Source organism: Laspinema palackyanum D2c, from assembly GCF_025370875.1.
GTDB classification, from domain to species: Bacteria; Cyanobacteriota; Cyanobacteriia; order Cyanobacteriales; family Laspinemataceae; genus Laspinema; species Laspinema palackyanum.
The window spans coordinates 37,784-64,289 of record NZ_JAMXFD010000021.1 but is presented as its reverse complement, the minus strand read 5'-3'; the positions used below and the strand labels follow the sequence as shown (position 1 = coordinate 64,289).

The window sequence follows — 26,506 nt, the reverse complement described above, 5'->3', positions numbered from 1 at the left end:
GCGCTGCGGGTTCTGACTTTTAAAGCGGCTTCGTAGCAGCCAATTGCCCGCTCTAGGTTCTCCCCTCGCTCTCCCCGGATGCGGGTTTGGTAGGCAAGTCCCAAGTTATTTTGCGTCATTGCCCAATCTTCGGGATACGCGCTGCGGGTTCTGACTTTTAAAGCGGCTTCGTAGCAGCCAATTGCCCGCTCTAGGTTCTCCCCTCGCTCTCCCCGGATGCGGTCACCGTAGGCATTTGCCAAGTTATTTTGCGTCGTTGCCCATTCTTCGGGATAGGCGCTGCAGGTATAGACTTTTAAAGCGGCTTCGCAGCAGGCGATCGCCCGCTCTAGGTTCTCCCCTCGCTTTCCCCGGATGCGGTTACGGTAGGCAGAAGCCAAGTTATTTTGAATGGTTGCCCAGGTCGTTGCATGATTCTGGCTGTCAAAAAAATCGAGGGCTTTGGTGTAGATAGCAATCGCAATTTCTAGATTAACCGCCCGTTGACCGAGGGGAAATTGCTGCACTAAATTGGCAAAATTTAACAGAGTAACAATGTTATTGATTGTGGCAAAGGCGGGGATGAGGGCAATCAGATCCTCATTCAGTTTGGCTTGCTGACTGGCGAGGAAAGGATAAACAACGGAGGGATTAACATCGCTTTCTCTGGTTAAGCGTAGGGCTTCTTGCAAAAAGGCTTCGTATTCTGCGGGTATTGTCTCGCTTTGGGATGGCTGCGCTGCCTCCAGCCCTAAAAATTCCCCCAACTGTTGCGCCAGATTCCGCAGAAACGCCGCCTGATTCTCCTCTCCCTGTTCCTGCAACTGCGCCGCCACTAACTCACACACCTGCACCAACCCTTTATCCACCAACTCCAGGGATTGGTTGAGGATTTGCGGTTCTTCCCCACTCGGACAGGTGAGGAGTTGTTGAACCACAGAGAGATAAGCCTGGACTCGTTGTTCATCCATCGCCACACAGTCAGCAGATACAGCCCCTCTATTTTAACCCCACAACCCAGAAATCCGGTTACTAAAGACCTCTGATTTTCCGTAACTCCTGCAAAAACTCCTCCCGCGTCACCGACCCTAAAACATCACGCCGTTCCTGGGTATAATCTCCCTGACCCCAACCCATTTGTTGCAAAAAGCGAATTGCATCAGACTGTCCCAAATGATTGACTAAAATCTGATAGCCCTTTTCTCTTAACTCTAGTGCATTCATCATCCCCAACTCCTGATTTATTGCTCCTCTAAAACCTGTATCAGCCAAATCACTGGATTACTGATAGTAACTTTTAATTGGGACTCATAGCGGCGAGCGGTTTTGAGCAGGCGATCATCTGTAGAAAGAAAAATATCCGCCCCCGTCGCGATCGCACAAGCTAGATGAAAAGAATCGAACAGCCCAAACCCTAACCCTTCTAATTGTTGTGAACGTTCCTCCACCGCCTGATTAATTTCTTGCCTCTGGGTTGCTAACGCCAAAAGACTTACGTTCATCCCCTCGTTTTTTCCCCTGACCCTCCCCAAGTAGTACAATCAAAGAAATCCAAAAGTTGAGGTAAATGATGAGTCCCCTCCTAGAAAAAGTCTTAGCAGAAGTCACCCAACTCGATCGCCAAGAGCAGTTGCAACTCGTTTCCTACTTAATTACCCGTTGGCAACAACAGCCCAACCTAGTTGTAGAGAAAAAAATCAGCCGTAAAAATTTATTTGGTTGTATGCAGGGCCAAATCAAGATGGCAGAAGACTTTAACGCACCCCTTAATGATTTTGCTGAGTATATGTGATGCGCTTATTATTAGATACACACATCTTCATTTGGCTAATAGACGGCAGCCCAAATCTTAGCCAAACGGTAAGGCAAGCCATTGAAGATGAAAACAACACTTTGCATCTAAGTATTGTTAGCTTATGGGAAATAACCATTAAAACCAGCCTCGGCAAACTCGAACTTGCAATCCCACTCGAACAAATTGTCATCAATTTTATCCTTCCCAGCGGTATTGAAATTCTACCCATTCATCTTCCGCACTTATTGTACTTACAAACTTTACCCTTCCATCATCGAGATCCTTTTGATAGATTGTTGATTTCCCAAGCCAAATCTGAACCTTTAACCTTAGTATCAGAAGATCGTATGTTTGAGCAGTATGACGTGGAAATACTTTGGTAGTTCATCTCATACCACCCCAGGACAAAGCCCTCATCCACCAAATCGACAGGTTGAGGTTTTGTTCTCCCCACTCGGACAGATAAGGAGTTGTTGAATCAGGGAGAGATATGCTTGCACAGGTTGTTTATCCATCGTGACATACTCAGCAGAGATAGCTTATCTATTTTAACCCATGCCCCAGTCTCCGAAACCGGGTTTCTGGCTTAAATCTTGGAGAAAAATCACAGATGCTGCTAGAAACCCGGTTTCTTGTCCTCCCAGGTTCCTGTCTCGCACTTTGAGAAACCGGGTTTCCTGAATTTTGCTAAAATGAGACGGTGAATCCATCTGTAACCTATCGCCTGATGGAGGTTTGAGAGGGGCGATCGCCTCGCTCAAATTCAATCTCTAAATTACCCAGGAGTAAACAAACCATGACTCAGACCCTTACCAAACCCATCTCCTTTGATGAATTTGTAGCCTGGTATCCAGAAAATGCCGCCTGTAAATATGAATTACACAATGGATCAATTGTAGAAATGCCTTTAGGAACGGGTGCACACTCTAATATTACGGGTTTTATCAGCTTAAAACTAGGCGTGCAAATTGAACGTCACGAATTACCTTACTCTATTCCCGGTGATTGCTTGCTGAAACCTTTGGAGGATGAATCAGGTTATCAGCCTGATATTATTGTCCTAGATAAAGAGCAATTAAGCAACGAACCCCGTTGGCAAAAAGAGTCAATTATTACCCTAGGGAATTCAGTGCGGTTAGTGGTAGAAGTAGTGAGTACCAATTGGAAAAACGATTATCTAATAAAGTCGGGAGATTATGAATCACTGGTTATCCCCGAATACTGGGTTGTAGACTATCTTGCTTTAGGGGGGCGGCGCTTCATTGGTCATCCTAAATCTCCGACTATTTCGGTTTATAGCATAGTGGATGGCGAGTATGAAGTCCGGCAATTCCGAGATGATGACAGAGTTGAGTCTTTGGCTTTCCCGGAATTACAATTAACAGCAGCACAAATTTTTCAAGCCTAATTTTCCAGGAACAAAAAACCCCAACAAGATAGACCTTATTTCCCATTAGTGGTCCTGTTGGTTTTAATGTCATTTTTGCGGGCATTGTTCACTGATTGCCGGGTTGGGTGAAATGACCAGCCAATCATTGGCGTACCTGATTAAGGTCACTTTGACCTTTTGCCTCTTGAGGTTTGAATACAGTTTTTTTATGTGTCTCGCGATTCCATCTACCTGGACAGTTGAAGGCCCCTAGATAATTAGCTGACGGAACTTTTCACTGTTCAGAAATGGGATAAGTTCTGGTAAAATCAGCTTTAGGGAATAGGGAAGGACGAAAAATGAACGACCAAACACCAATAACCAAGGACAACTGACCCATGACCCATGACCAACGACTAACGCTCAACGACCAATGACCAACGACCAACGACTGAACTCCGAGTCTAGCCCTAGCTTTATTTCTCCTGCGTTGCCGCCTAGTTTTATGGCGGAAAATCCTCCTGCCGATCGCCCGATTCGGTTGGGGATTATGGCATCGGGGAGTGGGAGCAATTTTGAGGCGATCGCCGCTGCAATTTCTAGCGGACAACTTCATGCCAAAATTCAAGTTCTGATTTACAATAATCCCCAAGCCAAGGTTTTAGAACGGGCGAATCGATGGCAGGTTCCGGCGGTTTTCCATAATCATCGCGACTATAAACGTCGAGAAGATTTAGATGCAAAAATTATTGAAACTTTGCATGACCATGATGTAGAATTAGTGGTGATGGCCGGTTGGATGCGGATTGTAACGCCGGTTTTGATTGATGCGTTTCCTGACCGAATTTTGAACTTGCACCCGAGTTTATTACCCAGTTTTAAAGGGGGTCATGCGGTGGAAGATGCGATCGCCGCTGGGGTGAAAATTAGCGGATGTACGGTGCATTTGGTCTCGGCGGAAGTGGATAGTGGGAAGATTTTAATGCAAGCAGCAGTTCCGGTGTTTCCTCATGATACGCCAGAGAGTTTACACGCTCGAATTCAGGTCCAGGAACATCGCATTTATCCCCTGGCGATCGCTGTTGCTGCCGCTGGCATTCATCGGCGATCGGGCCGCTAAAGGCCGGTAAAGGCGGGTTTTCAGGCTGTGATTAATCCAGCGATCGCCCTTCGTTGCCAGGTTTACCAAGTTTCCACAACACACTGGAAATCAAATTGGTCACAATGTGCGCTGTGATGGGAACAAACAAATTCCCGGTTACCAGCGCACTGCCGCCTAAAATGAGTCCGACTACCGTTGCCCAAACCATGTAGGGCCATTGTTGCAGTCCACTCAGGTGCAAGACGCCAAAGCATAAACTGGAGAGGATTAACCCCACGGCATTTAATCCGACTGCCGGAAGCATCACCCCGCGAAATAACAGTTCCTCACTCAGTCCCGGCAAGAGTCCCAACCAGACTAAATCCGGCCAGACAAGGGGTTCTAAAACAATTTGTAGATAGAAGTCCGCACAGCGTCGATATCCCGGCCACAAGCGATAAACCAGGGAACTGGTGGCGCTGATGGCAAGTCCTAACCCCACCCCACCGGCGATCGCCACTCCATCCCAATCCCAACCCAGTCTCGTGACATTCCCAAAGTATAGCCAGAGTTTGGCTATCCCAAACAAGACGATCGCCGTTACTCCCATCCCCATGAGAATTTGAGTGCGGCTAAAGGTTTCCAGTTGTGGATCGTTCGGAATCTGTTCTGTCACGGCTGTTCTCGGTTTACGATGTAGATAGATTGACCCCCAGTGCCTCACCTTCCCATGCAACTTCGGACTGGGCGATCGCCGTTAATCCGCAAGGCATTGGAGAGACGAGAGACTTGGACTTAGGGCAGTTGGGGCAATTCCTCCCCGATGCGCCACTAACCACCCCAGGGCCTCTAAGTAAGAATTAACCTCGATGGCAGGTACTCCCAGACTTGCTGGGGGGACTTGCATCTGAGTTTGATTCTCTCGGACGGCAATAATTTGGGCAGATTGGTGACTTAAACTTAACACAGCACTGCCTCCGGCTGCTGTAGCCGGTATGACGAGGGCATCGACTTGTTCAACCCAAATATCCGAGGGTTGACAATGGGGGGTTTTTGTGCTAATAAATTGGGGAGCGCGACTCAACCCAGCCAGAACACAGGGTAAGAAAGTATAGCCAATTTCTTCGGCAGCGGAACGGGGAGAGATATCCGGGTCGAGGGGAAGGGGTAACAAGGCGGGGGCGTGAGCACAGGGAATTTTGAAGGTACGAACAATTAGATGACTGATCACCGCTTCTGCACCAGCGAGGGGATCGACGCCGGTCCCGTGGCGATAGTTGTGGAGGGCTTCGCTTTCCATATCATCGGGAAATCGGGCAACCACGGCGACTGCCTCCGCTTTGGCGTCCTTAATTAACCGTTCAGCGGCCCTGAGTAAGGTATCGGGATTCCCAATGGTTCCCCAACTTGCACCAGCAGCCGAGGTCCGCAATTCGACGTTTAATGGTGCATCGGTGATGACATATTCAGTTAGATTTAAGCCTAAAGTTGCTCTAGTGGCATCGGCAGCTTGTAATTGACGAGTTCTCAGTTCCGGTTCGATCGCACAGTCGAGAATTAAACCGATGCGATTTTGATGGACAGGTTGCAATCCCCAATCGCCCTTAGCAAAGCAGTCGAGGGCATATCCTTCCACATAGAACGCATTAGAAATCGGCCAATATAATTGTGCACCATTGAGGACATTGGGGTGAGTAATCAGGCGATCGCAAACTTGGGCGATCGCCCTCGCCACTGGCAACGCATCTCCCGCATACCCGCCAATTGCCGCCCCTACTCCCGTAGGGACGATTAGCATAACAGTATAAGCACGTTGGATCATCATAGGAATGGGGAGGATGGGGAGGATAGGGGAGATGGGGAGGATGGGGGAGATGGGGGAGATGTTTGTATTATTGACCTCTTGCACTATTCTCAACTCCGGCGGGGGATTAATCCCCCGCCTCATAGCTAAAGTCGTCTAAAGACGACTGCAAGTCTTTATTCCGTGGGGTTTTTAGTCGGTTTTTAACCGACTTGAGTTATGAGGCGGGGGATTGATCCCCCGCCGGTTGTTGCAACTCACCCCCTCATCCCTCATCCTTCATCCCTCCTCTACCGTCACCACCGCTTCTACTGCAACTTTTTGAGTTTCTTCATCCACCGAAGTCACCGCCCACCGCAGGGGTTCTCCGCGCTTTTCCAGTTCGGTTTCAATGGCTTGTTGTAATTCAACCGGAGAGGCTTGTAAGTCGATTTCAGCCGAGATAAAATGAGTTGTCATGGTTAAGAATTCCCTTGTAATTTATGGTCAGAATAGTGATTAGTGACCGAATTGAGCTTCATAGACTTCATCTTCTTTTTCAGTCTCAATTTTGAGGTCCGATCGCGGATAAGCAACACATAAGAGGACATATCCCTGCGCCTGCATATCTGTACCCACACCCATGCCATCGGATTGATCCACCGTCCCTTCGCCGATAATTTTCGCCGCACAGGTGGTACAGACTCCCGCATTGCAGGAACTGGGTAGATCTAAAATTCCCGCATCATAAGCAGCGCGAAGAATCTGTTTATCTTCTGGCACTTCAATCTTGTGGGAAGTGCCTTGGTGGATAATTTCAACGGTATAAGTTTTGCCCATCGTCTCAGTTCCAGGAAATGACTTGCAGTGCGATTTTGCCCAATTTCTGAGCTTATCACCGATTGAGGTGTTTTACTAGCCTCAAGAATAATAGCCCTCCCCTTGGCAAGGGGAGGGTTGGGTGGGGTCTGCGGAGCCCTCCCCTTGGCAAGGGGAGGGTTGGGTGGGGTCCATTCGTTGATGAGAAACCCAGAATTTCTAGGGCTGAAACCCTGACTAGAGAAAGAATTAATTCTTGTTTTCTTCGGGGACATGGGGAACCCCACCCTAACCCTCCCCTTGCCAAGGGGAGGGGACTGGAGAAGGAATTAATTCTTGTTTTCTTCCCAGAAATGGAGGACCCCACCCTAGCCCTCCCCTTGCCAAGGGGAGGGGACTGGATTTAGCCTCCGCTTCTGAGTTTGTCTAGTACACTGCGGTCTTGTAGGGTTGAGGTATCCCCGGCAATTTCTTCCCCAGCGGCGAGATTGCGGAGGATGCGGCGCATGATTTTGCCCGATCGCGTTTTGGGTAAATCCTCGGTAAATCGGATTTCCGTGGGTCGCGCTAATGCCCCAATTTCATTGACAACGTGCTGTTTGAGGGCTTTTTCCAGTTCCGGACTGGGTTCATATCCATTTTCTAAGGACAAGAAGGCAACGATCGCCTCGCCGCGTACTTCATCCGGTTTACCCACCACCGCTGCTTCGGCGACGGACTCATGAGACACCAAGGCGGACTCAATTTCCATTGTCCCTAAACGGTGTCCAGAAACATTAATCACGTCATCCACGCGACCCATCACCCAGAAATAGCCATCTTCGTCGCAACGTGCGCCATCTCCCGCAAAGTAGAGGTAATTGCCGTCTTTGGGGGCGATATGTTCCCAATAGGTGCGCCGGAAGCGGTCCGGGTCTCCGTAGACGGTTCGCATCATTCCTGGCCAAGGGTGCTTGATTACTAGATATCCCCCTTCGTTGGCGGGGACGGGACTGCCGTCTAGGTCTACAATTTCGGCCAAGATACCGGGAAACGGACGAGTGGCAGAACCGGGTTTGGTGGCGATCGCACCGGGTAGGGGGGTAATCATAAATCCGCCGGTTTCGGTTTGCCACCAGGTATCGACAATTGGACAGCGATCGCCGCCAATCACATGAGAATACCAAATCCAGGCTTCTGGGTTAATCGGTTCCCCGACGGTTCCCAATAATCTTAGAGAGGACAAATCCCGGGCGTTGGGATGTTGGTCCCCCATTTTAATAAAGGACCGAATCGCCGTGGGTGCCGTGTAGAAGATGGTGACGCCATATTTTTCGATGACATCCCAGAAACAACCGGGGTTTGAGGGTCGCGGGGCACCTTCATACATGACGGTAGTTGCACCATTGGACAAGGGTCCATAGACGATGTAACTATGGCCGGTAATCCAACCCACATCAGCAGTACACCAATAGACGTCGGTTTCTTGCAGGTCAAACGTCCATTGCAGGGTGACATGGGTATAAAGGTTGTACCCGGCAGTGGTATGGACAACGCCTTTGGGTTTGCCGGTGGTTCCGGAAGTGTACAGGATAAAGAGTAAGTCTTCGCTGTCCATTGGTTCTGCCGGACAGTTGGCGGAGGCGGTGGATTGCAGTTCATGCCACCAATAATCGCGGTCCGGTGTCATGGCAATTTCTTGTCCAGTGCGTTTGACCACCAGAACGTTTTCAACACTGTTGGCCCCTAGTTCTAGGGATTTATCCACTTGCTCTTTCAGGGCGACAATAGATTCTTTGCGCCACCCGCCATCGGCAGTAATCACCAGTTTAGCTTGGGCATCCACCAGGCGGTCCTTGAGGGATTCGGCGCTAAATCCGCCAAAAATCACCGTATGGGCGGCCCCAATCCGCGCACAGGCCAGCATGGCGACTGCTGCTTCGGGAATCATTGGCATATAGATACCGACGCGATCGCCTTTTTTCACCCCCATGTCTTTGATGACGTTGGCCATTTGGCAGACTTCTCGGTGCAATTGGGCGTAGGTGAGGGTGCGGGAGTCTCCCGGTTCTCCTTCCCAAATCAGGGCCGCTTTATTTTTGCGGTGGGTGGTGAGGTGGCGATCGAGGCAGTTGTAGGAAATATTCATCTGACCCCCGACAAACCATTTGGCATTGGGGGGTTGCCAGTCGAGGACTTTATCCCATTTTTTAAACCAGTGCAGTTCTTTCTCCGCAAGCTGTTCCCAGAACTGTTCCGGATTGGCGGCAGCTTGGTCATAAAGCGCCTGATACTCTTCTAAACTCTTGATTCGAGCATTTTTGGAGAATTCCGCTGATGGCGGAAACTGCCGTTTTTCGTTAAGAATCGATTCAATGGTGGGTTGGGACATTGTTGTTACAGTCTCTAGGTTTGCGCTTCCTTAATTATTTTTGATCCAGAAGGCCACTTCAAACCTTGAGATTTTTTAAGCGGGGACTCACCGAAACCCAACCCCAAACAACAAACGACCAACAACATCCCCTAAACTAGAGGATGGTAAGCGTTAAGGGGTATTCCTATGACCCTCTATCTCGGCATAGACTTCGGGACTTCGGGTGCTCGTGCAGTGGCGATCGATGACCATGCAGGGATTCAGGCACAGGCGGAGTTTCCCCTGGACCGACAAACTCCGGAACTGTGGCAGGAGGGATTATTTGCGTTACTGGACCAAATCCCGATTACGGTAAGGCAGTCCATCGGTGCGATCGCCATTGATGGGACATCCTCTACGGTGTTGCTGTGCGATCGCAGTGGCACTCCCGTGGCGGAACCAATTCTCTACAATGATGCCCGGGGAATCACGGTGATGGAGACATTACGGGAAATTGCCCCACCGAATCATCCGGCAATTGGCGCGACTTCCAGTTTGGCAAAGCTGTTATGGTATGCCCGTCATCCCAAATTGTATCCCGATGCCCTTCATCGGGTGGCGACTACCGGGCTGTTCTTCCTGCATCAAGCAGATTGGCTGAGTTTTCAACTTCACGGCCAAATGGGCATCAGCGACTATCACAATGCCCTGAAATTGGGATATGACCCTGAGCATTTATTTTATCCCGAATGGTTGCGACTGGCCTTGCCGCAACTGTTTACCAAGTTCATTCCCTATTTGCCTCATGTGGTCAAACCGGGAACCCCAATCGCCCCAGTCACGGCAGAAATAGGCGATCGCTTTGGATTGCCTGCGGATTGCGTAATTTGCGCCGGAACTACAGACAGTATTGCCGCATTTTTAGCCTCCGGTGCCCGGGAACCAGGAGAAGCAGTAACGTCCCTGGGTTCAACCGTGGTGCTCAAGCTGTTAAGTCGCGATCGCGTCGATGATGCGCGCTACGGGATTTATAGTCATCGTCTCGGCAATTTATGGCTGACGGGGGGTGCATCGAATACTGGAGGGGCGGTTCTGCGTCAGTTTTTCAGTGATCGGCAACTGACAGAATTCAGCGAAAGCATTGACCCAAACCTCGAAAGTCCTCTGAAATATTATCCCCTCCTCAAACCCGGGGAACGGTTTCCGTTAAATAATCCCGAACTCCCCCCACGATTAGAACCCCGTCCTAACTCTGATGTGGAATTTTTGCATGGATTATTAGAAAGCATGGCCCGGATTGAAGCGCGGGGATATGAACTGTTACAAGAATTTGGGGCCACCAGAATCAAGCGAGTTTACACCGCTGGTGGCGGGGCCAAAAACCCCATCTGGACTGCCATTCGTCAACGTCGGCTGAATGTTCCCGTAATGACCCCAACTCACACCGAAGCGGCCTATGGTGCCGCATTATTGGCCCGAATGCAGGACCGGGGATAAAGCCCTGTTTTGTAGGGGCGCAATGCTTGCGCCCTTTACTCGGGGCGCAAGCATTGCGCCCCTACAACAACCTCGATTTGTCGTCAATTACCGACCTAATTCCCAGATATTAATCGTATTGTCATTCCCCCCAGTCGCGAATCGTCTGCCCTCGGGTCCCATTGAAACAGAAAAGATGGATTTCTCATGTCCCGTAAGGGTTTCCACTAATCTGCCACTGGCGATATCCCAGAGTCGGACGGTGCGATCGTCACTAACGGAGGCAACCGTGCGCCCATCGGGGGTAATTGCAATCTGATACACCGGGAAGGAGTGACCAGTTAGGGTCCGCAACAATTGGCCGCGATTCACATCCCAAACCTTGACAGTATTATCATAACTGCCCGTAACAAGGGTTTGTCCATCGGGGGTAAATGCAACGGAACTCACCCAATCATCATGGGCGGGAATTGTAGTAATTAACTCTCCAGTATTCAGGTTCCAGAGTTTGACATTGTTATCCAGTCCCCCGGATGCCAGGGTTGCACCATTGGGACTGAAGGCAACCGCCTCCACTCCGTCCTCATGGGCACTCAACGTGCGAATGATTTGCCCATTCTCGACGTTCCAGAGTTTAACCGTGTTATCCCAACTGCCGGTGGCGAGAGTCCGGCCATCGGGACTAAATGCCACGGTTTTTACCCCTTTTGTATGACCATAAAGAGTATAAATCAACTGTCCTGTTTCCATGTTCCACAGGTTGGCGGTGTTGTCATCGCTACCACTGGCTAGGATTTGACCGTTGGGAGAGATATCCAAGGCCCTCACGTCATCTAAATGAACCGCAGCAGTATAATTCAGTTCTCCGGTGTCGGCATTCCAAAATTTGATGGTATCTTCATTGCTGCCACTGACGACAACTGGGGCAATGGGACTATAGGCAACGGCAAAAATCGGGAACGCGCGATCGCCAATGGTTCTTAACAGTTGGGAGTTTGCGCTACGCTGCTGTGCCAATACTGGGGGGACACTGGTTAGAAAATGCAGGTCGATCGCCCCGAGGGTTGCGATTCCAGCTACGACTAAAGCACTAAATTTTTTCCAGGACGATGGTTTTAAGGTCATATTGGCTTCATTAGAAAATTAAGTGTTCACCTAGGATCTAACACTATTTTAGAGTTTAGATTCACGGAGTTTTGAGGAAAGAGTTGACTTAATCCACCGTCCCCTCCTGCCACTTTTGCCACTGTTGTTGTAAATACTTTGTCCATTCCACGGCGATCGCTACTTCGGTAAAGGGAATCTGCACTGAATTTTTGGGGGATGGAAACACAAATTCTAAAGCGATCGTTTTAGCTTTGAGATTTTCCGGCACAGAATCAACCGCCACGGGTTGCTGATTGACAAGCAACTGTAATGACTGTACCTCTTTTAAGGAAAAGGTTTGTTGATTCACCGGACCTTTGCGGGTGGGTTTTCCCCAAGTCAGGGAGTCGCCCTTCTCTCCCAATACCGCATAAATATCATACTTGGTGCGATCGAACCCCTGCGCCCAAATCCGATAAGCTTCTACCTTTTGATATTCGTTCCATCCCGCCCAAGCGAGTCCTATAAATAGGGCCAGCAAGGGTAACCACATCAGTCCTCTTTCCATCTGTTTAATCTGTTTAATCTGTGCGATCGCAATTAGGGTCTGTTGTTTGAGTCACGCTTCCACGGTCTACAATCCAGGCCGTTTCCAGACGCTTTCCCGGATTTTTAGTTCCGGGAATTAATTTATTTTTTGCATCGGTGCCGTTTGCGGGTCGATAATTTTTTGCCCTCCTCGCATAAATTTAACCGCTAACGACATCTTAGTAGCAGAACCGAAAACGTGAGACACTTCCCCAGGACCAAACGTATCATGAACCACCATATCCCCCACCTGCCAATCCACCATTGCCGATGCCCCCTTGGGCGTTTTTGCCGCCCCAGAACTGCGGCGAGTTCGTTCTTTGGGTACTGAATTTCCTTGCAGTAAATCCCGGGGTAATTCTGCTAGAAATCGCGAGGGTTGAGCGCGTTCATAAGACCCCCACAAGCGCCGTTCTAAGGCATGAGTTAAAAATAGTCGTTCCTGGGCGCGAGTAATCCCGACATAACAGAGTCGCCGTTCTTCTTCCAAACTGCGCGGGTCATTAATACTGCGGAAATTCGGGAATAATCCCTCTTCCATTCCCACCAAAAAGACCACGGGAAATTCCAACCCTTTGGCAGAATGAATGGTTAATAAAGATACCGCTTGTTCCCCTTCTTCTAAATTATCTAACTCCGAAGCAAGGGAGGCACTAGAGAGAAATCCTGTTAAAGAATTATCTTCGTTTTCTTCGGCATATTGCATCGTCGCGCTATACAACTGTTCAATGTTCGCCATCCGGTTCAACGCTTCATCGGTGTTTTCCAGTTTCAGGAATTCCATATAACCGGATTCTTCCATCATCCCTTTGAGGATATCGATCGCCGGTAAAGTTTCCACTTGCGCCTGCCATCGGGATATCAATTCAGAGAATTGTAGCACTTGTTTCACCGATCGCCCTGCCAGGGTTTTTACCGAAGTCTCATCACTGAGAATTTCCCACAGGGGGACGCCTAACTGTTTTGCTGCCTCATCGAGACGTTCTAAAGTAGTTTTGCCAATACTGCGTTTCGGCGTATTAATAATCCGGCGCAAACTAATCGAATCCGAGGGGTTAGCAACGGCGCGTAAATAGGCGACGGCATCCTTGACTTCTTTGCGATCGTAAAACTTCAAACCGCCCACCACTCGATAGGGCACATTCAATTTAACTAACACATCCTCAAACGATCGCGATTGAGCATTGGTCCGATACAAAATCGCAAACGAACCCCAATCTAACTCCGGATGCTGATTTTGCAACATCCGAATTTGATTCACTACATATTGTGCTTCATCTAAATCATTTTCGGTTCGATAACAGATAATCGATTCCCCTTCCCCCCGAGTCGGACGCAATACCTTCTCAATGCGTTCTGTATTATTCTCAATCAGCTTATTCGCAACTTCGAGGATATTTTCTCGCGATCGATAGTTCTCCTCCAACTTCACCAAAGTTTGGGTCTCGTCATCCTCTAACCCATCCCCAAAATCTTCCTGAAACTCCAACAAAATGGTATAATCCGCCATCCGAAAGGAATAAATCGATTGGTCTACATCCCCCACCACAAAAACCGACCGATTCTCCCATTTATCAAATGACTTCGCCGCTTTTCCATTCGTCACCAACATCCGAATAAAATCATATTGAGTGCGGTTGGTATCTTGATATTCATCCACCAAAATATGATGAAACTTGCGATGCCAATAATCCAAAACTTGAGCATCCTGCCGGAACAGTTCCACAGGAATCCGAATCAAATCATCAAAATCTAGGGCATTATTCGCCGCCAAAGTATCCTGATACCGACTATAAATCTCCGCCACCTTGCGATTGCGGTAATTGGTCGGGTCATTCGCCTCTAAATCCCGCGCCGACCAACCCTTATTTTTCGCCCCACTAATTTCATACCGAATTTTGCGAGGCTCAAATTTTTTGCTATCCAAATTCATCTGCTTGAGGACAATATCCTTAATGGCCGTTTGAACATCTGACTCATCTAGGATAGAGAACTTGCGGTTCCATTGGCGACCATTTTCATCTTTGAATTTTTCAATATCGTAGCGCAAAATTCGGGAACAAAGGGAATGAAACGTGCCAATCCACAGGGGTTTAATACTATTTCTCCAAACCTGCGATCGCACCTGAGTTTGTTCGGCGGGTTCTAAGGCAGAAAACGGCTTATCATACTTTTGTTCCGCCAAACTATCGGCAAAAATCTTCTCAATTCGTTCCTTCATTTCCCGGGCCGCCTTATTCGTAAAAGTGACCGCCAGGATATCGTCCGGATGGACTTGATTACTGCGAATTAAATTAGCAATTCGATAAGTCAGCGCCCGAGTTTTGCCCGAACCCGCCCCAGCAACGACTAACAAGGGGCCACAGAAATGTTCCGCAGCGCGACGTTGGTTCGGGTTCAGATGGGCCAGAAAGTCAAGGGTTGAGGTCATGGTTGAACGAAGCAAAAGCGGTAAGGGCTGAGTCTAGGTTAGATCTGCCCTTCAATTTTACCAAATTTGGGGACCTTTGGAACGAATAGAGGCAAGAGAGTCACCCATTCTAAGGGTTTGGGCATTTATCCTTCTAATTTTCTGTTTTGAAGTGCAAGACCCCATAACTTAATAAATCTTTAATATTCATTAATTAACCTATTCACTCATATCAAGTACAATAATCAATTAATCTTAAAAACCGCGCATCTATGAACCTTCGCCTGTTCGCCGCGATCGCCTTCCTCTCCTTGGTCTGTGTGGGGTGTGATTCTAACCCCTTGGCACAAAAACTCCCCGGAGGCGCACCCGCAACCACTCAATCCCCTCGCCGTCCCCGCATCCTGAGCGAAAGTTATGATTTACAAGTGAATGCAAGCGAATTGGTAATGCGCTTGACAGAAATTACCCTAGCTGAAGATAGCACCATCGCGACGGTATCCATCACTAATGGTCGCCGGGAAGTTATCAATATTGATACAAAAAAAGAGAATATTATTCTCTATGATGACGAAGGAAATACATATCGTCTAGCCATCCCTCCAGATAATCCACTCATTCAAATTCAACCGGGTACGACTCTTAACGGCAAATTTGTGTTTATTGGTCGATTATCCCCCGAAGCTGCTTATATCGGACTCAAAACAGTAACTTATTACGAAACACAAAGAGGCTATTCTCGCACAAGGCTCATAACATTAGAAATAAAAAACGTTAGAGTTCCTCGGGAGGGGCAAAATGCACCTAGAAATTAAACGGCTACAACTGGCGATCGCCTCTAGCTTGCTGTTGATTGGCACCGCTTGCCAAAATCGCTTTCAAAACTTACCGAAAGTTACCACATTTGAAATCGTTCCAGTTCCCGTCACCCAATTAGAAATAGAACCCATTGAACAGGTTCCTCCCAGCACATTTGACCTGGAATCACCTACCACCACAACCACCACCGTTGATCCATCCATTGTCAGTGAAACTCAAACCGAAGAATCGGCAACGCCTTCGAGTTCTACTTCCGTAGAATCGACAACCATTTCGAGTTCTACTTCTGTAGAAACGGCAACCCCTCCGAGTTCTACTTCTGTAGAAACAGCACCACAACCGAGTTCAACAACAACAGAAACTCTTCCCCCGGCGACCTCAGTCCAAGTAGAACCGCCACCGAAACCGCCTGTAGGTCCTGCGGAACAAGACCCGACGGATTCAACTCGAATTATGGTGGAAACGGTGTTACCGACGCCAACGGAGGTGGAACAAACCCTCACCGAATTAAATGCGGAAACCACCATAGAAGGGATTAAATTTAATCTCTCCGACAATATTTTATTTGAATTTGATAAATATGCCGTTCGGGCGGCAGCTAAACCCACCTTGGAAAAAGTTAATCAAGTGCTGACCCATTTTAAGGATGCCCGGGTCTTGATTAATGGACATACAGACAGCAAAGGAACCGACGAGTATAATATAGACTTGTCGCAAAAACGAGCAGCGGCAGTGAAATATTATTTTGTCAATAATTTTCAAGCAGAACCAACCCGCATCCAAACTCAAGGGTTAGGAAAAAGTAAACCGATCGCCCCGAATACCAATCCCGATGGTTCTGATAATCCCCAAGGACGAGAAAAAAATCGGCGGGTTGAATTTACCATTCAAACTGAAACTCGGACTGTGGAAATTCCGCCCAATTCCGACTCCTTTGGGGAAGCAATGAAGAAGGCAACCAGTGCAGCAACCCTCACCCAAACTGCTAAAACTCCCGAACAGTGGTTACAAGTCGCCAAGCAATGGCAAGAGGCGATCGCATTCCTGCAAGTCGTTCCAGAAAATAACGCCAATTATGCAACCGCTCAACAAAAGGTGGGAGAATATCAAAATAATTTGAATTATGCTCAGACCAATGCCGGTTTACGTTAAAATTTAGGGGATTTAATCCCCAGTAGGAGGGTTTTAAACAAAAATGAGTTTCCAAAACTGTAACCGGGCGATCGCACTCATCGCAAAAGTGTCAGACTGTTCTTATCAAGAAGTCTAACCGGAACGCCTATCATGATCAATCGATTCATGCCAACCCAACTCAACGTTTTCAGTCCGATCGCCGCTGTTGCCCTCGCCTTGGGGATGTTTGGGATTACCCCTAATATGGATGTAGCTTCTGCCCAGGAACAACCCTCTCGCAACCTCACCGTCACGGGACAGGGAACTGTCAGCATTCCCACCTCTTTAACCGAGGTGAGGTTAGGGGTGGAAGTGCAGGGAAAAACCGCCCAAGAGGTACAACAAGAGGTAGCAAGGCGATCGCAAGCTTTGGTGGAACTGTTGCGATCGCGCAATGTGGAGAAACTCCAAACCACCGGCATACAACTCAACCCGGTATATCGCAGTAATGACAACGCAGCACCTACAATTACGGGCTATGCTGCCTCAAATATCGTCAGCTTTCGTCTCCCCACCGATCGCGCCGGAACTTTGTTGGATGAAGCAGTCAATGCCGGTGCAACTCGCATTGATGGGGTGACTTTCACCGCTGCCGATGCAGTAATGGAAACCGCCCGCCAGCAAGCAATTCGCGCCGCCACCCAAGACGCCCTTACCCAAGCGGATACCATCTTATCTGAACTCAATCTCACTCGGCGAGAAATTGTCAAAATTCAAGTTAATTCCGCCATGCCCTATCCACAACCGATGTTCTCACGCATGGAAGGGGCAGCCGATTTTTCCACCCCAGTTATTGGAGGCGATCGGGAGGTTTCTGCTTCTGTCACTTTGGACATTAGCTATTAAAATATAATAGCATAGCTTCCTTCTTTACGAGGTTAAAAGGCTACCAATCCAGTGGAAGACTAACATTCCCAAAAATATCCAGAGGAGAACAATAATTGTAGCAGCTACCCAATTTGTAGGAACTCCCTGCTGGTTAGCTGCTTCTGCCTGTTCTCGACATTCAGCAATCACCTGGGGGGGAATCATTTTTAGCACAATCCAAATTCCCAGGGGGACCAAAATTAAATCATCTAAATAACCCAGAATTGGAATGGCATCAGGAATCAAGTCAATGGGACTAAAAAGATAGGCGACAACCGCAGCAGCCAGCACTCTAGCATACCAGGGAACTCGGGGGTCTTTACTGGCTAAATAAATGGCGTAGGTTTCGGTTTTAAGTTTACGGGCAAACTGTTTTAAGGACTGCATAGGTTGAGGGTTGGATGGGTTCTTCGTATTATATCTGCGATCGCCCTCCCGAGATTAGTTTACCTATTCCCAGAGGTACAACAAAGGGAGGCGATCGCCAGCAAATGACAGCGAAGCGCCTACCATTACCGGCTATTCTGCCTCAAATATCATCAGTTTTCGTCTCGCCAGCGATCGCGCCGGAACTTTTTTATAGGAAAATAACCCGATTAACAATCAGCGGTTGAAATCCCTAAATTGAAGCAATCCCCCTGGTTTCTAGTTCCCCGCAAAGGTTAGAAACCGGGTTTCTGAACAAACTCTCGGCTAATTGCTATAAATTCAGGCAAGAAACCCGGTTTCTGGTCCTCACCAAAAGTTAGAAAAATTTTTGACTTCATCTCAATGAAAGCAGATGGTTTTAGGCATTTCTTCGGGACTTTAGTTTTTCTTGAAGGAGTGACGGGGTTTTGGATGCCATTTCTGTGGCAAATGCTTCATCTTCTCTAATTTGGTGTCTGATTTCTTCTCGATTGTCGTGATAATAGGCTAAGGCGGCATAGACATCTGATAAGGTAATAGAGGGGTAATGATAGAGGATTTCATCGGGAGACATTCCCATTTCTTCCGACCAAATTACAATATCTTGCACTTTAATCCGATGTCCAGCAATTCGCGGTTTACCTCCACAAACGCCGGGAGTGATTTCAATATGTTCTGAAATTACCTTTTCCATGATTTTAAGGATTGCTTAGGTTTGCGGCTTTTTTGGGCTATTTTAACATAAAATGTAAGGGCGATGGACCACCCCCACCCACACCATTACACTTGTTGTATAATTTTCAACGGACTACGAATAGAAGAAACGACTGAAGTCGTTACTACGAACTTGAAGATATGAGTTTGGACGCCCGACGGAACCCCGAGGGACCCCTTAAGTCAAAAAGATGGGGTGGGTCCCCCAAAGTCAGGGATTTTTTTAAAGTTAAAGAATAACATATTAAGAACCTGAAATAATATAAATTTTAATTCTTCATCAGTAATTCGCTATGTTAAGATAACATCATACTGGTTGTCTGCAAGAAAAACAACGGATCGCAGCTAAATTAATATGCCCCAAAACACGCTTACGAAAAATCGCCGGTTAACTCAGGTGGGATTGCTACATTTAGGCCGATACCTGCGGTGGCTTAGACATTATCGGGGTTGGACGTCAGTCCATGATCTGGGGCAGTACATTGCCACCCAAGAGTCGATGTTGCTGAAAGAGCGAGGGAAGGACCTCTATATCGATCCGGAACTGGTCCCGGGGATATCGGGGCCCCAGATTAATCGGATTGAGGGGGGTAAGATTACTCGTCTGGCGATTGATCAGTTGATGTTGCTGATGGATGTGCTCGAACCCGTGCATCCGAAGTCGATGGATAAGATGAGTTTAGAAAGTTTGCTGGATATTGCCACAGGAGAAGCGACGATTGAAGTGCCGCCCCTGGGCAGTGATTAAGGCAATTCCTCGGGGAATTTAGGGCAATCTCCTCTGAGTCTTAGGGATTCGTTGGGATGGGTCCGGATTGGGAGACGAACCGCCGTTACGTTACATTGACTCCTGGGCAACGAATTGAAATTCGATCGCCCCAGGAGGATAACTCCCAGGGTAAAATTGACCGCATATATCAGAAAAATCCTCATACAAACCCAAAATTGGCCTCTCCATTAAAATGACTAAGCGAAGTTGGCTAGAAATTCTGGAATATTTATCCGTGGCGGGTTCCGTTGCGGGTTCCGTGGCAGCGATCGCGACGCAGCAGATTGTTTATGCTGCAACGCCGCTATCCCTGTCGGTGGTCCTCAATTTGGCTAATCGCCGTCGATTAGCCCAAGAACCGTCCCTCGGGGGAAATGACATCGAACTCCGGGAGAAACTCGCCCGCGAGTTAGGGATTTTGCGCGAACAAGTGCAGGGATTGCCGACGGATTCTGAATTTAATCATGTCCAGTCGGCAGTATCGAAACATTCGGAAGAATTTGAAGAGGTTAAGCGACAGTTAGAAAAAACCCTGTCCCTGGCGCAAGGGTTGGAGTTGAATCCCTTACGTCAAGATGTTTCCGTGCTTCGGGAGAATTATGCGGGGGTCCAGGAAACTTTAGCGGCCCTGAGTGCCCAACTCAATGGTGCAGAATCCCCGAAGAGTGGACATGGGGTTGAGCGGTTGGAGAGTGCGATCGCCCAGATTAATAGCAAAATTGCCCAATTTCAAAACAAACTCTCGAAATTGGAAACCGGCAGTGGGACTCCGGATTTAAACCCGGTGTTGTCAGAAATTGCTCAAATTGAACAGCGACTGGAAACGGTTCGCGCCAGTGTGAGTCAAGCGATTGAGCAGGAAATTGCGGGGTTGCGCGCGGATCTCGAAGCGCGAGTGAGTGCCGGAAATCCCCTAGAATTTGGCGCGGAACAGGTGAGTTCCCTCAGTTCAGAAATTGCTAAATTGCAGGAACGGCAGCAAGCATTAGAACAGGCGATCGCCCCGGTGAGCGAGTTGCGGATGCAACTGGAACAACTGAATCAGAAGGTGGCAGCGCAACCGGATATTGAGCAAGTGGAACGCTTGAGAAATGCTTTATCCCTGGCGATCGCCTTGATTCCTCAACTGGAACAGCAGTTAGATTTAGAACGCCTCGGGGTTTCCGCCCGTGGCAACGAGTCAGCGGTGGATTTAACTGGAGTCGATGAAGCACTCCGGAAAATTGCCGAATCCGTCAGCGAGGCGATCACGGAAATTGATACGCGGTTAGCCCCCTTAGAAGCGGTGAATTTGCGCCGGATTCAAGAGGATTTGGCCCTGCAAACCCGGGAGTTAGAACAGTTAACCACTGGATTAGCAACCCTGCAACAAGAGCAGGCGTCCTGGAAAACTGCCCTCGTTGGATTACAGGAGAAAATTGAGGGATTACCCCAATTTGTCGCCCCGGAAGCGTTAGAACCGTTGGAAACTGCCCTCACAACCCTCAAAAAACGGGTGGACCTCCTGGCGGAATTTCCCATTCCTGAACTACAGGACCAGATTGAACAATTAGCCGATCGCGTCAATAACTTACCCGAAGCGATCGCCTCACAATCTGATGTGCACAAACTGAATCAAGCGCTGCTGGAAGTTACCGCGAACCTGGCACAAGTGCGACAACTCACTACCTCCCTGGAAAACCAAAGTGAAGTGAGCAGTCGCCTCAGTCAACTGGATAGCATGGTCAGCGAACTGAGTGCACGCATTGACGAAACCCTGCCGCAAGAACGGGAGCAATTGCGCCAAGAGGTGCAGAGTCTGCGGGAACAACTGGAATGGCAAGGGAGTGGCGTTCCTAATGCGGTGTCCAGTGAGGTGACTCACCAAATTCACCAACTGCTGGAACAGTTCAACTCTCGTCCAGAATTGGAGCAAATCGAAAATCTCACGGCCAGTGTCAGCGAACTGGATCGGCGATTGGAACAACTGCCGAATTCTAGCCAATCTCCGACAGAGGAACGGGATGCCGAAGTGATTGATGTGCTGCGACTGGAAATTTCTGAGTTGCGATCGGCCCTGGCGCAAGTGAGCGAATCCATCGGTCACTTATCCGATGTGACCCCGGAGCGAATTGAACGGTTAGAGGCGGCTTTAGGACAACTGGAAGGGCAACTGGAACAGTGGCGGAATCGCCCTGCACAAGTCTCAGTGCAACCACAGATTGAGCAACTGAGTCAGCAACTCAAAGCCCTGGCAACCCATCCGGAAGTGCCTCACACTAACCCGGAAAGCGGTCATCTGCAATCCCTGATTTCTCCGGCGATCGCCCAGCAACTCTATCAAATCGAATCCTTACTGGAAGGGATTAAAGCTCATCAGTATGAGTTGGTGTTTGACCGACCCTCGATTAGAGCCCAACTGGAGGAGGCGATCGATAACGCTCAACATCGCCTGATTTTAGTCTGTCCTTGGGTCAGTCGGGCAGGATTGGATGGTAACCTGTTGCAAAAGCTGGAAGGACTGCTGCAACAGGGTGTGCAAATCGAAATCGGTTGGGGACATCTGCGGGATATTGAAGCCGGAGAATTCCCGATTCGGATTAATGAACATTGGCAACTGGACCCGATGGCAAAACGCGGGTTATATGATGCCTTGAATGATTTGGAACATCTGCGGACTCAATATGGCGATCGCCTGCAATTAAAAGTCCTCGGCACCCATGAAAACTTTTTGGTGTGCGATGACAAGTGGGCGATGTTAGCCACCCATCATTTCCTGAGTAGCAGTGATGCCATACCGGAACGGGAAGTGGGATTACGCACGACAGATCCGAAGATTATTCACGGGTTGATTGAGCGCTTTAGTGAACCGTTGCTGAATCCCGCCAATGCCAGCGCTTATTACAATCGCGGATTTGAGCGGTTGGATATTGGGGATTATGAAGGGGCGGTTGATGATTATACTCGGGCGTTGCAGATTGATGGCAATCAGCCGACGGCGTATAATAATCGCGGATTGGCGAAGTTCCAAATCGGTGATTTTGCCGGGGCAATTTCCGACTATACGCGATCGCTGGAACTGAATGACAATGAAGCGGTGGTGTATTTTAACCGAGGATTTGCCCGGTTTAATCAGGGAGATTATACTGGAGCCATTGGCGATTATACTGAGTCAATCCTGAAAGCGCCGGAACAGACAGGGGCTTATTTCTATCGCGGGGAAGCCTACGGACGCTTGGGGAATTATCCACAAGCGGCAGAGGATTACACTCGTGCGATTCAACTGAACCCCCAAGATGCGGTGGCGTATAACAACCGAGGATTAGCCCGGTATAACCAAGCGGACTATGCGGGGGCGATCGCGGATTATACAGAAACCTTGCGCTTGAAACCTGATGATGCCGTCGCCTACTTGAATCGGGGGGTTGCCCGGTCCGCAGGGGCTGATTATCATGGGGCGATCGAGGACTTTACCCAAGCCCTGAGTCTGAATGAGAAGTATGCTAGTGCCTATAACTATCGGGGTCGGGCGAGGGCAGAAATGGGCGATCGCCAAGGGGCGATCGGGGATTTACAAACGGCGGCGAATTTGTTTTCTCGCCAAGGAGATACCATCCATCACCAACAGGCGATCGCGGCCCTAACTGCGTTGGCGAGTGCAGAGTGAATCAACAAGCAACAAACGGCGGGGGTTCAAACGATTGGCGGCCTAACAGCTCAAGTCGGTTGAAAACCGACTAAAAACACCACGGAATAAGACGAACAGTCGTCTTTAGACGACTTGATTCTATGAGGCGGGGGATTGATCCCCCGCCCGTTGTTGCTACTGAGATTGCGTAAATCCTATTTGTGAAGAAACCCAATTTTTTTTCTAATCTGGTACCAGCATCCTAGCCCGAATAAAAAATTCCCCCTTTGTTGTGGAAGTGACTATAATTGGTGCAAAACCGGGCAGCCTACCACCAACCATGCAAACGATAAAACCTTCCAGTCAAAGTTTTAGGGGCAATCTCAACCCATATCCCTGGCAAACCATAGTTGAAGGCACTTGTGTAGCCGGAGCCGCCGTGGGAACCGTCGTGGCAGCTCTTTCCGGACAAGTCGTCTATGCGGCAGTGCCTCTCACCTTGGCGTTAAGTCTAAATTTGTCGAATCGAATGCGATCGCAACAGGAAACGGCACAACAAACCACCTCGGCGATCGCCGATGTCCGGCAAATGGTGGATTCTCTCCAAACTGCCATCCGCCAACAACCCCCCGTGGAAAAGGTGAATCTGCATCCTTTACATGAGGCGATTTCTCAGTTACAAACCATCACCCAACGCCTCCAAAAAACTGCCGTCCGCGAAGATGACTGGGAGACAGTGAACGTTCGCTTATTATTAATGCAGGAACAGTTAGACCAACTCGCTACGCCACCCCAGGCAGAATTAGAATTCGCCAACTCTTCAAGGACCGAGGAAACCCTCCCCTCCTCTGTGAATTTGGCTGAATTCCAGTTCCAAATTCAAACCGAAATGGAACCCTTGACCAGACGAGTCAAAACATTAGAACAACAAAACAAACAAATTGTCAAGCCCTATTTGCAACGTCTCACCCAAGCGGTTAAAAAGTTGGAACAGACGGGTTCTTTAACTGCCTTAAAACGCAACTTAGACCGATTACGGGCGGAATTTAAACAGCAGCATCCCGAATCCGAGGAAATTAGCGCACTTCAAGGCGAAATGACCCGAATCAGCGAGGGATTAGCACAGCTACAACAGCGGGTTGAAGCCTTGCCTCTCTTGAGTAACCTAGAACAACTTGGCAGCATTGAAGCAGCAATTGCAGAGTTATTTGAGAAAGTCTCAACCCTTAATACACAGATGCAAAGACGGCTGAATTGTTTAGAAAAGGAAGAAGTGGAACGCCTCCATCAAGAGATTGATTTTCAGGCAACCGCGATCGCCTCCTTACAAGATGGATACGATCGCCTCTATCATTCCGTCACCGATTTGAGCAACCGCCTAGAAACCTTGCCACACCGTGAGCACCGAGAATACGAACATTTTTAGTTACGTTGGGTGGGTATGTCCCACCCGACATTTCTCACGGTCAACAATTTGGGACAGGATGTAGAAATCTTGTCAAGAAACCCAGATTCTACCTTATACCCTATCCCCAGCCGAAGCGCATCCCTCCATCGGCATAAAAAATATTAATTTTAAACCCGCTTTGATGGGTCATTGAGCATTATAAATTTCCAGGAGTTTCCGGCGCAATATCAATCCCTCGTCCTTGTTTCATTTCATGCTGAGGGGTAATCAAATCGCTGAGTTCACTAATTTCAACCCCAATGTCCTGGCAAGCTGCTTTGAGTTCTTGGGAAAATAAGCTCGTATTCTGCCCATAACCACTCTGTGCCGCTGCTGTTGCTAAACCCTGTTCAGCATTCGCCTTAGCACAGTCAATCAGTTCTAGTCCTTGGAGTTGTTTACTTGCTGCCATAAGGTTAGCCCTATTTCACTCATTCAGATTATTCAATTACCCTAACAAGAACCTAGTCTAAATTCATCCCCCGAAAGGATGAAGAAGAAGATAACGACTAAAGTCGTTACTACAAACAATCTTCTATCTCTCCCATCAATCCAGGACCCATGACCCATGACCAATCCTCGTGACGTGGCTTAAGCCACGTCACGAGGATAACGACTAAAGTCGTTACTACAAACAGTCTCCCAATGACCCATGACCCATGACCCATGACCCTCATTCCCAATACTTGCAAGCCGCATAAGCGAGGGTGACAATGCCGGTGACGATCGCTGATTCATCCACCTCGAATTGAGGATGATGGAGGGGATAATTGGGTTTGTCGGGATGTCCGACACCGAGACGAAACATCATTCCCGGTGCGTATTCGAGGTAGAGGGAAAAATCTTCGGCACCGAGGGAGGGTTCGGGAATATAGATGACGCGATCGCTTCCCCAGGCTTCTAATGCTGCTGATTCGACTAACTGCGTCATCCCGGTATCATTTTGCACGGAAGGGACTCCGCGTCGGTAGTTCATTTCATAGTTGCCGCCATGCATCTGACAGACATTTGCCACAATCTTCTCAATCCAAGCGGGTAAGTCGGCATGGGTTTCGGGATGCAGCGATCGCACAGTTCCCAGCATTTTCACGGAGTCCGCAATCACATTCGGAGCCCGTCCTCCATTCAGTTGACCAATGGTCAAAACTACCGGACGTAAAGGGTTCTGAGTTCGGGAAATGGCCTGCTGGAGGGTGGTAATCACCTGAGAGGCAATCCAAATCGCATCGACTGCCTCATGGGGACGGGCACCATGTCCGGATTCCCCAATAATTGTGATTTCTAGGTCATCGGCGGCGGCGGTTAATGCTCCCCGTCGAATCCCGACGGACCCCCCCGGAATCGACGGAAAAACGTGCAAGCTTAAAATATTGCTGACCTGTTGCATTGCACCATCAGCAATCATCCAACCGGCACCTTGAGCAATTTCCTCTGCGGGTTGGAATAAAAAACGCACGGTTCCGGGTAAATTATCCACCAGTTCCGAGAGGATCATCGCTGTTCCTAATCCGACGGTGGTATGGACATCATGACCACAAGCGTGCATCACTCCTGCCTGCTGGGAAGCATAGTCTAACCCAGTGCGTTCGGCGATCGGCAGCGCATCCATATCGGTGCGAATTGCCAAGACTCTCTCATCGGTGATTTGACCGGAAAGTTCTCCCATGACCCCGGTTTTACCCACCCCCTCTCGCACATGGACTCCACAGGAAGAAAGCACCCCCGCCACATAAGCAGCGGTTTGATACTCTTGACCACTAAGTTCGGGATGACTGTGAATATGTCGCCGAATCTCGATCAGGCGAGGTGCGAGTTTAGCAGCAATGTTTTTAATGTCAGTGAGCATAGGGGTCCCAGGGTGAGCGTACAATTTTTATTATAGAGTTGGTGGCTGTGGGAACCCTGTGCGGACGGATTGAGGGGCGATCGCCAAAAGCCGACTATTTCTTAAACCTAAGAAACAGTCGGCTTTTGAGAAGGAATT

At 48.8% G+C, this 26,506-nt stretch carries 27 protein-coding genes; 11 read left to right on the top strand and 16 right to left on the bottom strand.

Features of this window, described 5'->3' with window-relative positions:
* The 3 genes from NG795_RS20690 to NG795_RS20680 all read right to left on the bottom strand — a co-directional run.
* Positions 1-950 (bottom strand): tetratricopeptide repeat protein (locus NG795_RS20690; RefSeq protein ID WP_367290573.1); only part of this gene is annotated, 950 nt, incomplete at its 3' end.
* A 61-nt stretch (positions 951-1,011) separates the two neighbouring features.
* Positions 1,012-1,206: a hypothetical protein gene (locus NG795_RS20685; RefSeq protein ID WP_367290537.1), complete on the bottom strand. Its 195-nt coding sequence runs from the start codon at positions 1,204-1,206 to the stop codon at positions 1,012-1,014.
* Between the two features lie 14 nt (positions 1,207-1,220).
* On the bottom strand, positions 1,221-1,481 hold the full coding sequence (locus NG795_RS20680; protein ID WP_436836072.1) for a PIN domain-containing protein: 261 nt from the start codon (positions 1,479-1,481) through the stop codon (positions 1,221-1,223).
* Between the two features lie 65 nt (positions 1,482-1,546).
* On the opposite strand from NG795_RS20680, the gene NG795_RS20675 reads away from it, so the two are divergent.
* Together NG795_RS20675 and NG795_RS20670 are read left to right on the top strand one after the other, a co-directional pair.
* Positions 1,547-1,771: a hypothetical protein gene (locus tag NG795_RS20675; RefSeq protein WP_367290535.1), complete on the top strand. Its 225-nt coding sequence runs from the start codon at positions 1,547-1,549 to the stop codon at positions 1,769-1,771.
* Positions 1,771-2,157 (top strand): type II toxin-antitoxin system VapC family toxin, encoded by a 387-nt coding sequence (locus NG795_RS20670; protein WP_367290534.1) that lies wholly within the window; start codon positions 1,771-1,773, stop codon positions 2,155-2,157. Before NG795_RS20675 ends, NG795_RS20670 begins: the two co-directional genes overlap by 1 nt.
* Positions 2,158-2,322: 165 nt before the next feature.
* On the opposite strand, the gene NG795_RS20665 is transcribed toward NG795_RS20670, so the two are convergent.
* Positions 2,323-2,541, bottom strand: a complete 219-nt coding sequence (locus NG795_RS20665) for a hypothetical protein (RefSeq protein WP_367290533.1) — start codon at positions 2,539-2,541, stop codon at positions 2,323-2,325.
* 29 nt (positions 2,542-2,570) lie between these two features.
* Between NG795_RS20665 and NG795_RS20660 the strand changes: the two genes are divergently transcribed.
* Complete coding sequence (locus NG795_RS20660) at positions 2,571-3,182, top strand: Uma2 family endonuclease (protein WP_367290532.1); 612 nt, start codon at positions 2,571-2,573, stop codon at positions 3,180-3,182.
* A 394-nt stretch (positions 3,183-3,576) separates the two neighbouring features.
* Positions 3,577-4,263, top strand: coding sequence for a phosphoribosylglycinamide formyltransferase (gene purN, locus NG795_RS20655; RefSeq protein ID WP_367290531.1), 687 nt, complete (start codon positions 3,577-3,579; stop codon positions 4,261-4,263).
* A gap of 31 nt (positions 4,264-4,294) precedes the next feature.
* Here the strand turns inward: purN and NG795_RS20650 are convergent, their stop codons facing one another.
* From NG795_RS20650 to acs, 5 genes are all read right to left on the bottom strand, one after another.
* Positions 4,295-4,900: a CPBP family intramembrane glutamic endopeptidase gene (locus NG795_RS20650; protein ID WP_367290530.1), complete on the bottom strand. Its 606-nt coding sequence runs from the start codon at positions 4,898-4,900 to the stop codon at positions 4,295-4,297.
* Positions 4,901-4,981: 81 nt separating this feature from the next.
* Positions 4,982-6,046: a DUF3326 domain-containing protein gene (locus NG795_RS20645; RefSeq protein WP_367290572.1), complete on the bottom strand. Its 1,065-nt coding sequence runs from the start codon at positions 6,044-6,046 to the stop codon at positions 4,982-4,984.
* A 261-nt stretch (positions 6,047-6,307) separates the two neighbouring features.
* Positions 6,308-6,487 (bottom strand): DUF8621 family protein, encoded by a 180-nt coding sequence (locus NG795_RS20640; RefSeq protein ID WP_367290529.1) that lies wholly within the window; start codon positions 6,485-6,487, stop codon positions 6,308-6,310.
* Between the two features lie 39 nt (positions 6,488-6,526).
* Positions 6,527-6,847 (bottom strand): 2Fe-2S iron-sulfur cluster-binding protein, encoded by a 321-nt coding sequence (locus NG795_RS20635; RefSeq protein ID WP_261210394.1) that lies wholly within the window; start codon positions 6,845-6,847, stop codon positions 6,527-6,529.
* 382 nt (positions 6,848-7,229) lie between these two features.
* The gene (gene acs, locus NG795_RS20630; RefSeq protein ID WP_367290528.1) at positions 7,230-9,197 is read right to left on the bottom strand and encodes an acetate--CoA ligase; all 1,968 of its coding nucleotides are present in this window, start codon (positions 9,195-9,197) and stop codon (positions 7,230-7,232) included.
* A gap of 168 nt (positions 9,198-9,365) precedes the next feature.
* On the opposite strand from acs, the gene NG795_RS20625 reads away from it, so the two are divergent.
* Complete coding sequence (locus NG795_RS20625) at positions 9,366-10,655, top strand: FGGY-family carbohydrate kinase (RefSeq protein ID WP_367290527.1); 1,290 nt, start codon at positions 9,366-9,368, stop codon at positions 10,653-10,655.
* 87 nt (positions 10,656-10,742) lie between these two features.
* Here NG795_RS20625 and NG795_RS20620 read toward each other — a convergent pair whose 3' ends face one another.
* The 3 genes from NG795_RS20620 to pcrA all read right to left on the bottom strand — a co-directional run bounded on the left by NG795_RS20620 (position 10,743) and on the right by pcrA (position 14,739).
* Positions 10,743-11,759, bottom strand: coding sequence for a WD40 repeat domain-containing protein (locus NG795_RS20620; RefSeq protein ID WP_367290526.1), 1,017 nt, complete (start codon positions 11,757-11,759; stop codon positions 10,743-10,745).
* 88 nt (positions 11,760-11,847) lie between these two features.
* Positions 11,848-12,288, bottom strand: a complete 441-nt coding sequence (locus NG795_RS20615) for a hypothetical protein (protein WP_367290525.1) — start codon at positions 12,286-12,288, stop codon at positions 11,848-11,850.
* 117 nt (positions 12,289-12,405) lie between these two features.
* Complete coding sequence (gene pcrA, locus NG795_RS20610; RefSeq protein ID WP_367290524.1) at positions 12,406-14,739, bottom strand: DNA helicase PcrA; 2,334 nt, start codon at positions 14,737-14,739, stop codon at positions 12,406-12,408.
* A gap of 251 nt (positions 14,740-14,990) precedes the next feature.
* On the opposite strand from pcrA, the gene NG795_RS20605 reads away from it, so the two are divergent.
* From NG795_RS20605 to NG795_RS20595, 3 genes are all read left to right on the top strand, one after another.
* On the top strand, positions 14,991-15,533 hold the full coding sequence (locus NG795_RS20605; protein WP_367290523.1) for a hypothetical protein: 543 nt from the start codon (positions 14,991-14,993) through the stop codon (positions 15,531-15,533).
* Positions 15,517-16,689 carry an OmpA family protein gene (locus tag NG795_RS20600; protein ID WP_367290522.1) on the top strand — a complete coding sequence of 391 codons (1,173 nt, stop codon included), beginning with the start codon at positions 15,517-15,519 and terminating at the stop codon, positions 16,687-16,689. The genes NG795_RS20605 and NG795_RS20600 overlap by 17 nt, the downstream gene beginning before the upstream one ends.
* A gap of 132 nt (positions 16,690-16,821) precedes the next feature.
* The gene (locus tag NG795_RS20595; RefSeq protein WP_367290521.1) at positions 16,822-17,556 is read left to right on the top strand and encodes an SIMPL domain-containing protein; all 735 of its coding nucleotides are present in this window, start codon (positions 16,822-16,824) and stop codon (positions 17,554-17,556) included.
* Between the two features lie 24 nt (positions 17,557-17,580).
* Here the strand turns inward: NG795_RS20595 and NG795_RS20590 are convergent, their stop codons facing one another.
* Together NG795_RS20590 and NG795_RS20585 are read right to left on the bottom strand one after the other, a co-directional pair.
* Positions 17,581-17,964 carry a YkvA family protein gene (locus tag NG795_RS20590; protein WP_367290520.1) on the bottom strand — a complete coding sequence of 128 codons (384 nt, stop codon included), beginning with the start codon at positions 17,962-17,964 and terminating at the stop codon, positions 17,581-17,583.
* A gap of 400 nt (positions 17,965-18,364) precedes the next feature.
* Positions 18,365-18,679, bottom strand: a complete 315-nt coding sequence (locus NG795_RS20585) for a DUF433 domain-containing protein (RefSeq protein WP_367290519.1) — start codon at positions 18,677-18,679, stop codon at positions 18,365-18,367.
* A gap of 375 nt (positions 18,680-19,054) precedes the next feature.
* On the opposite strand from NG795_RS20585, the gene NG795_RS20580 reads away from it, so the two are divergent.
* The 3 genes from NG795_RS20580 (at position 19,055) to NG795_RS20570 (ending at position 24,501) form a co-directional block, all read left to right on the top strand.
* Complete coding sequence (locus tag NG795_RS20580) at positions 19,055-19,447, top strand: hypothetical protein (RefSeq protein WP_367290518.1); 393 nt, start codon at positions 19,055-19,057, stop codon at positions 19,445-19,447.
* A 214-nt stretch (positions 19,448-19,661) separates the two neighbouring features.
* Complete coding sequence (locus NG795_RS20575) at positions 19,662-23,114, top strand: tetratricopeptide repeat protein (protein ID WP_367290517.1); 3,453 nt, start codon at positions 19,662-19,664, stop codon at positions 23,112-23,114.
* A gap of 301 nt (positions 23,115-23,415) precedes the next feature.
* Entirely contained in the window at positions 23,416-24,501 is a 1,086-nt protein-coding gene (locus tag NG795_RS20570) for a hypothetical protein (RefSeq protein WP_367290516.1), read from the top strand.
* Between the two features lie 178 nt (positions 24,502-24,679).
* Here the strand turns inward: NG795_RS20570 and NG795_RS20565 are convergent, their stop codons facing one another.
* Both NG795_RS20565 and NG795_RS20560 read right to left on the bottom strand, forming a co-directional pair.
* Complete coding sequence (locus NG795_RS20565; RefSeq protein WP_367290515.1) at positions 24,680-24,934, bottom strand: hypothetical protein; 255 nt, start codon at positions 24,932-24,934, stop codon at positions 24,680-24,682.
* 261 nt (positions 24,935-25,195) lie between these two features.
* Positions 25,196-26,368: a M20 family metallopeptidase gene (locus NG795_RS20560; protein WP_367290514.1), complete on the bottom strand. Its 1,173-nt coding sequence runs from the start codon at positions 26,366-26,368 to the stop codon at positions 25,196-25,198.
* Positions 26,369-26,506: the final 138 nt, after the last annotated feature.